Origin of the sequence: Aeromonas sp. R6-1, from assembly GCF_040908165.1 — a bacterium.
In the GTDB taxonomy this organism is placed as follows: domain Bacteria; phylum Pseudomonadota; class Gammaproteobacteria; order Enterobacterales; family Aeromonadaceae; genus Aeromonas; species Aeromonas caviae.
On sequence record NZ_JBFODF010000009.1, the window covers coordinates 1 to 11652 of the forward strand.

The window sequence follows — 11652 nt, forward strand, 5'->3', positions numbered from 1 at the left end:
TGTACAGATCTAGTTATCACCTGACACCGGCCTCAAACCGGTGTCTTGTTTACGCTACTTTAGTGCGCACTTCCTTCGGTATCAATTTCAGACCCTTCTTGAACATGCTGTAGGGGGTCTGACCCTCCATCATCCTGCCCTGATGTGGCCGCTCGGTGTTGTAGTGTTCCAGGTAGCTATCCAGGTCTGTCTGCATCTGTTCTACCGACTCATACCAGGTCGTCCTCCCCTTGATACGGAAGTGCTCATCCAGCAGTGTGCGGTGCAACCGCTCGATAAAGCCATTGCTCTGCGGCCTGCGTACCTTGGTGGTCCGGTGCTCAATCCCCTCCAGTTGCAGGAACAGCTCGTAGGGATGATGGTCTGGGCGCCCACAGAACTCGCGCCCGTTATCTGACAGGATGGTATAGACCAGAGCCTCATGGGCTTCGAAGAACGGCAGTACCGTTTCATTGAGCACATGAACCGAGGTCACCGGCAGCTTGCTGGTGTAGAGCCGTCCCCAGGCATGGCGACTGTAGCAGTCCAGCACGGTTTGCAGATACACCTTGCCAACCCCCTTGAGCGCGCCGACGAAGAAGGTGTCAACCGCCACCAGTTCTCCGGTGTAGTGGACCTCAATCTGGCGTTCGCGAAACTCGGGGCTGAAGCGTTCTAACAGGCGGATCTGCTCGTCATTGAGCTCAATGGTCTGCTCCCGGTGGGTTTTCTCGAGGCGCAACAAGCGGTCATGCTTGGAGAGCAAGTCGTGACGTTGCCACACGCCACGCACACCGCCTGCACTGACGTTGATGCCTTGCAGAGCCAGTTCTTGCGCGACCCGCAGCGGGCCATGGGTTGGTCTGGTGAGAGAGTAATCGAGGATGGCTTGCTCAATCTCGGGAGCGACCCGGTTGGGATGAGCGCCTTTACAGCCGGGGAGTTTGTCGAGCAAGCCCTCGGCGCCATAGGTCTGGTAGTTACGGCGAATTTCGTAGAACTGCTGACGGCTGTAGCCGATGAGCTTGCAGGCTTTGCTGACATTATTGAGCTCTTTGGCGAGCTCTAGCAGGCTGAGTTTGCGACGTGCTACTTTCTCGTTGGTGGTCATACGGTGACTCCGGATAACACGGTAGGGGTACCGTTTTGTTATCCGGTTTGAAGCCGTATGACCACTCCCTTTTGTGGGCAACTGTCAGGTGAATACCATCTCCATACATTTAGGGAAGGTGCGAATAAGTCACCAAACATAAAAATGCGCCCTTGTAAGCATTTGAATTTAATGAACTAAATTTTTCTGTTTCGTTGTGGAGGGTGCTTATTCGCACCCTCCCTAGAGGAGTGAAAAAGCTACTGACACCGTTTTTGCCATTCTGCTTTGACACGTACATTGCCTCATCAGCATGCGCAAGCAGTTCACCCGAATTAACGTATCCACAAGCGAGTATTGGATGGCTCTTATCATATTGCGTCCCAGGCATTGACACAGCAATAAGATCCTTGGCCCAACACAAAGCCATTGCTGACAGCAAATGCGAAATGCTCTTTATTTTCAAGGCCATAGACTATGGTTTTCTTGACTCCCCATGTACTCAGAATTTTTCTTAGCTGTGTAGAGTCCTGCATACCAAATACATACTCAAAAATATCACTGTTTATTATCACACCATCGAAAAATGGATAAACAAATTTTGAGATATTTGATAAATGCCATTCATTACTGGAGATTAGCCAGAGTCGCACACCTAGTGACTTTAGTTTTATAATGTTATCCCGGGCGGTGTCAGACAACTCGAATATTGAGGTCTGTAGTTTTATAGCAATATTTAACCTGAATTGAAAAATGAATGGAATTAAATCTGTCCATACTGATTTTATCTCAAGAAAGCTGAGTGTCATCTCGACAGAAAGTCTGCGATGAAAAAACGCATCTTGTCTATTCAGCTTCTGAAAGAACTCCAGTTGACGCATCAACATGAATCTCTCATCATGTCGAATACTTTCGATTTCATTATTGTTAATAGCCTGCGTTCTTAATTCGAATGAAAATATATTGCCGCTATTTAAATTCACTATCGGCACCAATGTATACCTAGTTGAACCAGAGTATGGAGTGCTTGCCTGAATCATTGAACCCCTCCATTTCAAGCCCTGCACGGCGTGGGTAAAAAATATAACCAAATTTGGCTATGGTAACGATGCACCGACAGTCAAGTCCTGCTTTTCTAAATATTTTTCTTATACCAGACAATGTCACCAGAACCGTATTTTCGTGTACGTTTTGCTCACGCCAGACATGGTGAAGTAATTCCGTCTTAGATATTACATATCCACTGTTTTTTGCCAAATATTTAAGCAGGCTTACCTCTTTAGATCCCATTTTAATGGTTTGAGAGCACAACATACCAGAACTGTCGGTAAGCGTCCAGCGAAGGCCGTATTGACAGGAGCGACAGGTTATTCAGCAGGTAGAGCAACACGCCAAGGCAGCAGTTCGCCGACCCGGTTCACCGGCCAGTCTGCGATCACATTCAGTACATGCCGCAGGTAATGCTCCGGATCTACCCCGTTCAACCGGCAGGTGCCGAGCAAGCTGTACAACAAGGCTCCCCGTTCACCACCATGGTCAGAGCCAAAAAACAGGAAGTTCTTTCGCCCCAAGCTCACCAGCCGTAGCGCATTCTCCGCTATGTTGTTGTCCACTTCTATCCAGCCGTTTTCGGTGTAGTACGTCAGTGCTGACCACTGATTCAAGGCATAGGCGAAGGCCTTAGCCAACTCGGAGTGACGCGAGAGCGACTTCATCCTATCCCGTAACCAGATCTCCAGCTCTTTCAGTAAGGGCTTTGCCCGCCGTTCTCGTTCTGCCAGCCGGTGTTCTGCTGACATGCCGCGCAGTTCTGCTTCAAGGCTGTAAAGCTGACCAATTCGTTTGAGGGCTTCGTCTGTGTTATCCGATGGCGTTCGGATATGCACATCATGGATCTTTCGCCTGGCATGAGCCCAGCAAGCGGCCTCCTTTATCGTGCCGGCAGCTCGGTCTTCACGATATAGCTCATTAAATCCTGCATATGCGTCTGCCTGTAGGACGCCGCTGAAATCGGCAAGATGGCTTTGCGGATGGACTCCCTTTCTATCAGGCGAGTAAGCGAACCAGACGGCTGGCGGCAGTGCGGAGCCTGCGTTGCGATCATCGCGTACATACGTCCACAGACGTCCTGTTTTTGTCTTTTTATTGCCAGGGAGCAGTACCGGCACCGGGGTATCGTCTGCGTGTAGTTTGCCATCGGTCAGCACATACTGCCGCAGCGCTTCCTCCAGCGGTGACAGTAATCGTCAACACGCATCTACCCAGCCAGAGAGCACAGAGCGGCTCAGCTCCACGCCCTGACGGGCATAGATTTCCGACTGGCGATACAGCGGGGTGTGCTCTGCATACTTGGAGGTGAGTACCCGAGCCAGTAAGCCTGGTAATCCCCCCGAAAAAACGAGAGCCGGTCAATTTATGGAGAAAATAGCCTACACTCAGCGCCACCTATTCCACATTGGCGAATAGGAATGAGAGGATCGATGGTTTAATGTGTGATTTGGATAGATGAAGCAGCGGAGCAGAGATCAGGGGATTATTAATCCCGAGCTCGGTGAGCAACCTTGCCAGAGATTGACCAGAGACGCATAACAAAAAGGCCTCGCATTGAAAGCGAAGCCTTGTGGGGTGTGCTATCCAGAGCTGTGGTATTAAAAGTGTCATGAGGATTTTCAATCCCCTGCTCTACCGACTGAGCTATCTGGGCAACGGCGCGCATTAAACCCTTTCTGGATTGAGGTGTCAACCACAGGCCGCAGATTGATGTACCGTTCGCTCGATATCCGAGCAATCTTCCCGTGATTGGACCGGTTTCCCCGTTTTAACCATGAAAAGAGGGGCGCCTGTGCGGCAGGGCGGGCCGACGGCCAGCAGAACATCATGAAGGATGGCGGGCTGCCTGACGTGCCGAGGGCTGCCCGTTGGCGCCAAGCCGGGAGAGGCGCCAGTTATCTTGGCCCATCGATTGAGCCTGCCGCGCTCTGCGGGTATGCTTTGCCGCACTCATCCCCTGGCCATGGTCCGGGCCGACGCGGCTGGCAGGGGTGACATCCATCCAACATCGCCTGGGGTTTATATGAATACCAATATGCAAGAGTGGCGCGAAGAGACCGCCGCCATCGTCAACGAGCTGCTGGCCGATGGCAGCAACCCGGATCTGGATTACGAGATTGAGCACCACTTTGCCTGCCAGAAGTTCGATCTGCTGGAGAAGGCGGCGGTCGATCTGTTCAAGGCCGGTTTCGACGTGACCGACGCCGAGGAGATGGAGCTGGACGACGGCGCTACCATCTTCTGTTTCGACGCCATGGTGGAGTGCAAGCTGGACATCGACACCATCGTCGCCGACATCGAGAAGATGCTGCCCATCCTCGAGAAATATGGGGTGGACTACGACGGCTGGGGCACCTACTTCCAGGAGTAAGTGCGCCAGATCACGTACGCTTTGCAAAAACAACAAGGCCACCCTCGGGTGGCCTTGTTGTTGCTGGCTTACTGCTCCGGTAGCTGGTAGCTGCGGGCAAAGTCGGCCGGTGGGAGGGGGCGGCTGAACAGATAGCCTTGCAGCCGATCGCAACCGACCTGCACCAGCCAGGCCTGCTGCTCCGGTGTCTCCACCCCTTCGGCGGTGATCTTGATGCCAAGCTCGTGGCCCAACCCGATGACGGAACGCACGATGGCGGTGGTGGCCTGGTTGGTGGCCAGCCCCTGGGTGAAGCTTTTGTCGAGCTTGAGGGTCGCCACCTGCAGCCTGGGAAGGTAGGCGAGGGAGCAGTAGCCGGTGCCGAAGTCGTCGATGGCGAGCTGGAAGCCCGCCTCGATGAGGCTGGCCAGGTTGCTCTCTATCTCGTCGGCATTCTCCATCAGCACCCCTTCGGTGATCTCCAGCTCCAGTTGCCAGGGGGCGAGCCCGTGGCGCGCGATGCAGTCGAAGATCTGCGGGCAGAGCTCGGGATCGCGGAACTGCAGGGGTGAGAGGTTGATGGAGAGCACCAGATCCGGGGCCGCCACCTGCCAGCGGGCAAGCTGGGCACAGCCGAGCTCCAGCATCAGCTGGCCGAGCTGGCCGATGAGCCCCAGCTCCTCCGCCAGCGGAATGAACTCGTCGGGGGAGATCATGCCGAATTCGGGATGGGGCCAGCGGCAGAGCAGCTCAGCCCCGTGCAGCCGATTGCTGTGGGTGCAGATGATGGGCTGGTAGACGGCGGTCAGCTCGGCGGACTTGATGGCGAGTGGCAACTGGGCGGCGATGAGCTGGCGGCGCTTGAGCTTGGCATCGAGTGCGGGGTCGAACAGGGTACAGTGCTGCTGCTGGCGCTTGCCCTGGGCCAGAGCAGCCTCGGCGTGGCTTAGCAGACGCTCGGCATCCTTGGCCTTGCCATGGGCGATGCCGAGGAACACCGGGATCTGGATCCTGTGTTCTTCCACCTGATAGGGCGTCATCAGCTCCTGCTGCAGGTTGCGGCTCCACGCATCCAGAGAGAGGGGGAGCTCGGGCAGCAGCAGGGCGAAGTCATCCGCCGCGACCCGGCAGAGCAGGGACTGGGGCGGCGCCAGTCGTTGCAGGCGACGGGCCACCTGGCTCAGCAGGCGGTCGGCGACCCGTATGCCGAAGCGATCGTTGATCTCGCGAAAATGTTGCAGATCCACCAGCAGCAGGCTGGCCTTGCGGGCGCCCAGATGACGGCTGGTCTGGAGGAAGTGGGAGAGCTTGAGCAGGCCGGTCAGGCTGTCGTAGTGCTGCTCCTGCTGCAACTGGGCCTGGGTGGTGCGCAGCCCGGTGATGTCGCGGCTAAGGGTCAGAATGCCGAGGGAGTTGCCCTCGTCATCCGGCACCTCGACCCGGGTGACCTCCAGATGGCGGCCTCTGCCCTGGGCATCCACCACGCAATACTCCCCCTGACCCAGGGTCTGTTCGACGGGCAGCCGGGGCGGGACGCGCCGACCCAGAGCCTCGCTTGCCACCAGCCCCATGAAGTCGAGAAAGGCCTGGTTGCAGTCGATGAGCACGCCCTGGTGATCCTCGAGACGGATGAGGTCGGGAATGGCATCCAGCAGGCGGCGTTGCAGCAACTGCTGCTGGCGGAAGGTTTGCTCCAGCTCCTTGCGCTGATCGATGGCGCTGACCATGGCAAACAGGGCGATGGGATCGCCGTGCTCGTCATACAGGGGAACCTTGTTGATCTCCATCCAGCTGGCGCCTTCGCCGCTGTGGCAATGGAGCTGCTGGTGCAGCAGGGGTTTGCCGTCGGCCAGCAGGCGGTCATCTTCCTCCCGGAATACATCCCCCCAGGGCATCTCGGCATCGCTCTTGCCAATGAGTTCGCTCGGATCTTGCAGGCCGGCTTCCCTGGCGAATGCCTTGTTGGCAAACAGGTACCGTCCGTGCTTGTCCCGGCAGAAGATATTCATGGGTAACTGGTCGATGATCTGCTGCAGCAGCGCCAGGGAGAGCGAAGAAGTCACGAGAGCACTCACGGGGGAGACTTCGAGCAAATCTATGATAACAGGTGGGTTTTGTAAAGCCTGGGTTAAGAGTACGCCATTTGTGCGGATCCCTGCTGACAGCCTGTGTCGCGATCGCCATAATAGCCGCCGGTTGGCCTATGGCCTTATGGATGAGAGAAGCAGCATGAAGAAGATAATGGGGGGCGCCCTGGCCCTGTTGATGGTGGGTTGTGCGAGCGACAACAACGGCGGCGAGCAGTATCGCTATACCCCGCCGGTTGCCAAGGCAACCAACAACACCCAGGAGATGGCTATCCCGGTGGATCTGGTGTGGGCCCGTGCCGAGAAGTGGTTCGGCGATCACGGTCTGAACATCGAGAACAGCCAGCGTGGTGCCGGTCTGATGACCGCCAACGTGGAAAACTCGGCCGATGGTCTGGAGTGGCTGGATTGCGGCACCATGGGGTCCAAGGTGGCGCTGGGCAACCCCAACCTGCAGATCAACCTGATCATCACCCAGAGCGGCAACAACAGCGTTGCCACCGTGAACGTCAAGGGCAATACCCAGCTCTACTTCGTCGAGTCCTCCGGCGAGCGGGTACTGGCTCCCTCCATCACCCCGGTGTGCGTCTCCCGCGGCAGCCTGGAACAGAGCCTGTTCTCCACCCTCGGCAACTGATCCTGCCGGGTATCATGAAAAACCCCGTTGCGTGCAACGGGGTTTTTTTATGCCTGCTCCGCGCCCATCAGGGCGTGAGGGGAGGGATGACGAGGATCAGGGGGTCAGATCGCCGTGATAGAGTACATGGTCGCCGGCTTTGAGCACATAGCCCTTCCAGGGGAAGAGCTGATAGCCGCCGCCCTGCCAGGACCAGTTGCCCTCTTCGCCCTGGCGGATCAGCCGGATCGGCTCGCCCTCTGGCAGGGTCAGCTCGGCCTGACTCTGATCGGCATTGAACAGCACGAAGGCGCTGACGGTCTGACCGGCATCGGTCGGGTTGAGGCGAATGCCCTGCTCGAACAGACGCACGCACTGGCCTGCCAGCGCCGACCATTGATAGCCCGCGCTGCCGATGCAGCCATGTTCGTCGTGATCCGCGCCGACCAAGGGTTCCCTCGGTGTCGTGTTGCAGGCGGCCAGCAGCAGGGTGGCCGCCATCAGGGTCAGGGTGCGCATGGTTACTCCTTGGCGTCCCGTTCGATGACGATGTTGGAGAAGCCCAGCTCCTTGAAGTAGTTCTCCCGGTAATCCTTCACGCTCTTCTTGTCGCGGCGGCACACCTGGGCCAGCTGCTCTTCCATGGCGTGGAAGCGGGTCAGATCGATCCCCTCGGCGGCGGCAACGGCATCGTAGATGCTGTTGAACTTGTCATTGGCGTAGCCAATCTCCCTGGCCTGCTTCTTGTAGGTGTAGGTAATCTTGAACGCCATGGCGTTATTCCTTTGCTTTGGCCTGCTTGCGCTGGACGTACAGATAGAGGCTTTCGACCTTCTCTCTGGCCCAGGGGGTCTTGCGCAAGAACTTCAGGCTGGACTTGATGCTGGGATTATCGGTGAAGCAGCGGATATTGATCTGCTGCCCCAGCGCTTCCCAGCCATAGTGCGCGACCAGGGCCGTGACGATGGCTTCCAGAGTCAGCCCGTGCAGCGGGTTGTTCTTCTGGGAAGCGGGTTGATCGCTCATGCTTGCGCCGCCAGGGTGGCAAAGGGCTGACCCATGCGGGTGGTGACCCCGTTGGCCAGGTGCGGCTCGAAACCGGCCAGCATGCCCGGGCCAAACAGGCAGACCACGGTACTGCCCAGCTTGAACAGGCCCATCTCGGCCCCCTTTTGCAGGGTGATGGCTTCATCGCCGGTGTAGTCCCAGCGCACCACCTTCTTCTCTTTGGTCGGCGCTATGTTGCCGGCCCAGATGGTTTCGATGCTCGCGACGATAGTGGCACCGACCAGCACCAGGGCCATGGGGCCGTGGGGGGTACGGAAGGTGGCCACCACCCGCTCGTTGCGGGCAAACAGGTTGGGCACGTTCTCGGCGGTGAGGGGGTTGACGGAGAAGAGATCCCCCGGCACGAACACCATGCTCTCCAGCACGCCGTCCAGCGGCATGTGGATGCGGTGGTAATCCTTGGGTGCCAGATAGATGGTAGCGAAGTCGCCATCCTTGAACGGGGCCACCAGATCCTCATAGCCCCCCAGCAGCTCGCGGGCGCTGTAGTCGTGGCCCTTGGCCTGGATGATGCGACCTTGGCTGATGGGCCCGAGCTGGCTGACGGTGCCATCCACCGGCAGGGCCAGGGTCATGGCGTCTTCCACCACGGGGCGGATGCCGGGTTTGAGCTCGCGGGTGAAGAAGGCGTTGAAGCTCTTGTAGTGTGCCGGGCTCTCGTGCAGCGCCTCGCTCATGTCGACCTGGTACTGCTTGATAAAGGCCTCGATCACCCTGGTGGTGAGGTTGCCCGCTTCGGCGGCGGCAAGTTTGCCCACCAGGCGGGAGAGGGCGTGTTTGGGCAGACAGTATTGACCGGCAATTTTCAGGTTGTCAGTGATGCTCATGATCTTCATCTGGGAATGAGTTGAACGGGTCACAGCCGCGCCTGTTGGCGACCGTGGCGGGCTTCCTGCATGGTTTCCAGGATGCGGTGGTAGTTGTGGAAGCGATCGGCGCTGATGGCGCCCGCTTCGACCGCGGCGCGCAGGGCGCAGCCGGGATCATCCTTGTGGGTACAGTCGCGGAACTTGCAGCCACCCAGGTAGTCGCGAAACTCGACGAAGCACCAGGTGATGCGGTCGGCTTCCAGGTGCCAGAGGGCGAACTCGCGGATCCCGGGGGAGTCGATGAGATCACCGCCGCTCGGGAAGTGGTAGAGCCGCGCCGTGGTGGTGGTGTGCTGGCCGAGCCCCGAGTTCTCGGAGATCTCGCCGGTGAGCACGTCCAGCCCCGGCATCAGGGCGTTGGTGAGGGACGACTTGCCCACCCCGGACTGGCCCACGAAGATGCTGATCTTGTCGGTGAGCGCCGCCTTGAGGGCGTCGATGCCCTCACCGCTCTCGCAGCTCACCAGCAGCACCTCGTAACCGAGCTTGCGGTAGGTCTCGAGCTGGTGCTCGATACGGGCGCGGGCCGCGTCATCGAGCATGTCGACCTTGTTCAGCACGATGAGGGGCGCTATCTCCACATCTTCTGCCGCCACCAGGTAGCGGTCGACGATGTTGGTGGAGAACTCGGGCATCACCGCCGAGACGATGATGATCTGGTCGATGTTGGCGGCGATGGGTTTGACCCCGTCGTAGAAGTCCGGCCGGGTCAGCACCGAGTGGCGCGGATGCACCGCCTCGATGACGCCGGCAGTCGCGGCATTGAGGCCGGGGCGCCACACCACCTTGTCGCCGCACACCAGGCTGCTGATGCTGCTGCGCCGCAGGTTGCTGCGGTGGATGGCACCATCGCTCGCCTCGACATCCGCGTGCTGGCCGAAACGGCTGATCACCACCCCTTCGATGGCGGGGCCGAACAGGGTGTCATCTACCACTGTGGTGTGCTCTTTTTGCAGCCGCCGCTCGCGGTTGGCCTGGACGCGCCTTTGTTGACCCAGATTGAGTTTTGCTTTCTTTGCCACGGGGTTTGCCAGTTTATGAACAGATTCAAAGCCAGTATGATACATGCAAATTGGCAAAATTCCGCCATTCCTCCCAATAGAGAGAGCAATCATGACAGTCAGCGCGCAGAACCTGGTATGGATCGACATGGAGATGACGGGTCTGGACCCCGAAGAGAACGTGGTATTGGAGATCGCCACCATCGTCACCGACAAGGACCTGAACGTGCTGGCCGAAGGGCCGGTCATCGCCATCCACCAGAGCGAGGAAGAGCTGGGCAAGATGGATGACTGGAACGTCAACACCCACACCAAGAGCGGGCTGGTGGCCCGGGTCAAGGCGAGTGAATACGACGAGGCCAAGGCCGTTGCCGAGACCCTCGCCTTCATTCGCCAGTGGGTGCCGGAGCGCACCAGCCCCCTGTGCGGCAACAGCATCGGCCAGGATCGCCGCTTCATGGTCAAGCACATGGGCGATCTGGAAGCCTTCTTCCATTACCGCAACGTGGACGTCAGCACCATCAAGGAGCTGGTCCGTCGCTGGCAGCCTGAACTGCTGGATCAATTCAAGAAGAGCGGCTCCCACCAGGCGCTGGACGACATCCGCGAATCCATCGCCGAACTGCAGTTCTACCGCGCCCACGTCTTCAAAATCTGAGTGGCTGGCAAGGGTTTGCCGTCGTTCGGTTGCTAAAATCAGCAGTTCGGCCAGCTTTTGAGCGAACGGCTGCAACCAGACAAAAAAGCCCTTGCAATTGGAATGTCTGCTCTTATAATTCGGCTCCCGTACAGTAGCGCAAGCAACCAAATGCTGTACGGTCTGTTTTCAGGTTTTGCGGGAATAGCTCAGTTGGTAGAGCACGACCTTGCCAAGGTCGGGGTCGCGAGTTCGAGTCTCGTTTCCCGCTCCAAAATGTTTGCTGATGACGTTCCGATGCGGGAATAGCTCAGTTGGTAGAGCACGACCTTGCCAAGGTCGGGGTCGCGAGTTCGAGTCTCGTTTCCCGCTCCAATCATCAGCACAGCCTCAAGACAATCCATGTTGCGGGAATAGCTCAGTTGGTAGAGCACGACCTTGCCAAGGTCGGGGTCGCGAGTTCGAGTCTCGTTTCCCGCTCCAATATGCAGTGCCGGAGTCACCGCGTTGGTAGAGCATGTTCAGTGTTTGCCAAGGTCGGGGTAGCGAGCGCGATTCTCGTTGCTGGCTCCAAAAATATGTAAGTGATATTCCGATGCGGGAATAGCTCAGTTGGTAGAGCACGACCTTGCCAAGGTCGGGGTCGCGAGTTCGAGTCTCGTTTCCCGCTCCAATCACTTGCAGATGACATTCTGTTGCGGGAATAGCTCAGTTGGTAGAGCACGACCTTGCCAAGGTCGGGGTCGCGAGTTCGAGTCTCGTTTCCCGCTCCAAACAGTGTCCGGTAGATATGTGTAAGTGATATTCCGTTGCGGGAATAGCTCAGTTGGTAGAGCACGACCTTGCCAAGGTCGGGGTCGCGAGTTCGAGTCTCGTTTCCCGCTCCAATCACTTGCAGATGACAT

The 11652-nt window shown here is 57.9% G+C and carries 12 protein-coding genes, 6 tRNA genes and 1 pseudogene; 9 read left to right on the forward strand and 10 right to left on the reverse strand.

Going from position 1 to position 11652, the window contains the following annotated elements:
* Positions 1-49: 49 nt before the first annotated feature.
* The 4 genes and pseudogenes from AB5Y68_RS01480 to AB5Y68_RS01495 form a co-directional block, all read right to left on the reverse strand.
* Entirely contained in the window at positions 50-1090 is a 1041-nt protein-coding gene (locus AB5Y68_RS01480; protein ID WP_368206886.1) for an IS481-like element ISAs19 family transposase, read from the reverse strand.
* A gap of 350 nt (positions 1091-1440) precedes the next feature.
* Complete coding sequence (locus tag AB5Y68_RS01485) at positions 1441-2109, reverse strand: hypothetical protein (RefSeq protein ID WP_368206890.1); 669 nt, start codon at positions 2107-2109, stop codon at positions 1441-1443.
* Positions 2072-2383 carry a transcriptional regulator gene (locus AB5Y68_RS01490; protein ID WP_368206891.1) on the reverse strand — a complete coding sequence of 104 codons (312 nt, stop codon included), beginning with the start codon at positions 2381-2383 and terminating at the stop codon, positions 2072-2074. The genes AB5Y68_RS01485 and AB5Y68_RS01490 overlap by 38 nt, the downstream gene beginning before the upstream one ends.
* A 53-nt stretch (positions 2384-2436) precedes the next feature.
* A pseudogene (locus AB5Y68_RS01495) lies at positions 2437-3456 on the reverse strand (IS66 family transposase); the annotation flags it as partial.
* A 698-nt stretch (positions 3457-4154) separates the two neighbouring features.
* Here AB5Y68_RS01495 and rraB point away from each other — a divergent pair.
* Positions 4155-4490, forward strand: coding sequence for a ribonuclease E inhibitor RraB (gene rraB / locus AB5Y68_RS01500; RefSeq protein ID WP_039040164.1), 336 nt, complete (start codon positions 4155-4157; stop codon positions 4488-4490).
* Positions 4491-4558: 68 nt separating this feature from the next.
* Here the strand turns inward: rraB and AB5Y68_RS01505 are convergent, their stop codons facing one another.
* Positions 4559-6532: an EAL domain-containing protein gene (locus AB5Y68_RS01505; protein ID WP_039040163.1), complete on the reverse strand. Its 1974-nt coding sequence runs from the start codon at positions 6530-6532 to the stop codon at positions 4559-4561.
* A gap of 166 nt (positions 6533-6698) precedes the next feature.
* Between AB5Y68_RS01505 and AB5Y68_RS01510 the strand changes: the two genes are divergently transcribed.
* Positions 6699-7193: a hypothetical protein gene (locus AB5Y68_RS01510; RefSeq protein WP_029314787.1), complete on the forward strand. Its 495-nt coding sequence runs from the start codon at positions 6699-6701 to the stop codon at positions 7191-7193.
* A gap of 96 nt (positions 7194-7289) precedes the next feature.
* Here the strand turns inward: AB5Y68_RS01510 and AB5Y68_RS01515 are convergent, their stop codons facing one another.
* The 5 genes from AB5Y68_RS01515 to rsgA are packed head-to-tail and all read right to left on the reverse strand — an operon-like array spanning position 7290 to position 10131.
* Positions 7290-7691: a hypothetical protein gene (locus tag AB5Y68_RS01515; RefSeq protein WP_039040162.1), complete on the reverse strand. Its 402-nt coding sequence runs from the start codon at positions 7689-7691 to the stop codon at positions 7290-7292.
* A gap of 2 nt (positions 7692-7693) precedes the next feature.
* Positions 7694-7945 carry a DUF2960 domain-containing protein gene (locus AB5Y68_RS01520; protein WP_010675489.1) on the reverse strand — a complete coding sequence of 84 codons (252 nt, stop codon included), beginning with the start codon at positions 7943-7945 and terminating at the stop codon, positions 7694-7696.
* 4 nt (positions 7946-7949) lie between these two features.
* Complete coding sequence (locus AB5Y68_RS01525) at positions 7950-8198, reverse strand: VF530 family DNA-binding protein (protein ID WP_039040161.1); 249 nt, start codon at positions 8196-8198, stop codon at positions 7950-7952.
* Positions 8195-9067 (reverse strand): archaetidylserine decarboxylase, encoded by an 873-nt coding sequence (gene asd, locus AB5Y68_RS01530; protein WP_039040204.1) that lies wholly within the window; start codon positions 9065-9067, stop codon positions 8195-8197. The genes AB5Y68_RS01525 and asd overlap by 4 nt, the downstream gene beginning before the upstream one ends.
* Positions 9068-9096: 29 nt before the next feature.
* Positions 9097-10131, reverse strand: a complete 1035-nt coding sequence (rsgA, locus tag AB5Y68_RS01535) for a small ribosomal subunit biogenesis GTPase RsgA (RefSeq protein ID WP_039040203.1) — start codon at positions 10129-10131, stop codon at positions 9097-9099.
* A gap of 91 nt (positions 10132-10222) precedes the next feature.
* Here rsgA and orn point away from each other — a divergent pair, with 91 nt between their 5' ends.
* The 7 genes from orn (at position 10223) to AB5Y68_RS01570 (ending at position 11634) form a co-directional block, all read left to right on the forward strand.
* A complete protein-coding gene (gene orn, locus AB5Y68_RS01540; protein WP_039040160.1) occupies positions 10223-10768 on the forward strand; it encodes an oligoribonuclease in 546 nt (181 codons plus the stop codon).
* A gap of 177 nt (positions 10769-10945) precedes the next feature.
* Positions 10946-11021: transfer RNA gene (locus AB5Y68_RS01545), tRNA-Gly, on the forward strand.
* A 25-nt stretch (positions 11022-11046) separates the two neighbouring features.
* Positions 11047-11122: transfer RNA gene (locus AB5Y68_RS01550), tRNA-Gly, on the forward strand.
* A 32-nt stretch (positions 11123-11154) separates the two neighbouring features.
* Positions 11155-11230 (forward strand) — tRNA-Gly (locus tag AB5Y68_RS01555).
* A 114-nt stretch (positions 11231-11344) separates the two neighbouring features.
* A tRNA-Gly gene (locus AB5Y68_RS01560) sits at positions 11345-11420 on the forward strand.
* A gap of 24 nt (positions 11421-11444) precedes the next feature.
* Positions 11445-11520: transfer RNA gene (locus AB5Y68_RS01565), tRNA-Gly, on the forward strand.
* A 38-nt stretch (positions 11521-11558) separates the two neighbouring features.
* A tRNA-Gly gene (locus tag AB5Y68_RS01570) sits at positions 11559-11634 on the forward strand.
* The last annotated feature ends 18 nt before the right edge of the window (positions 11635-11652 follow it).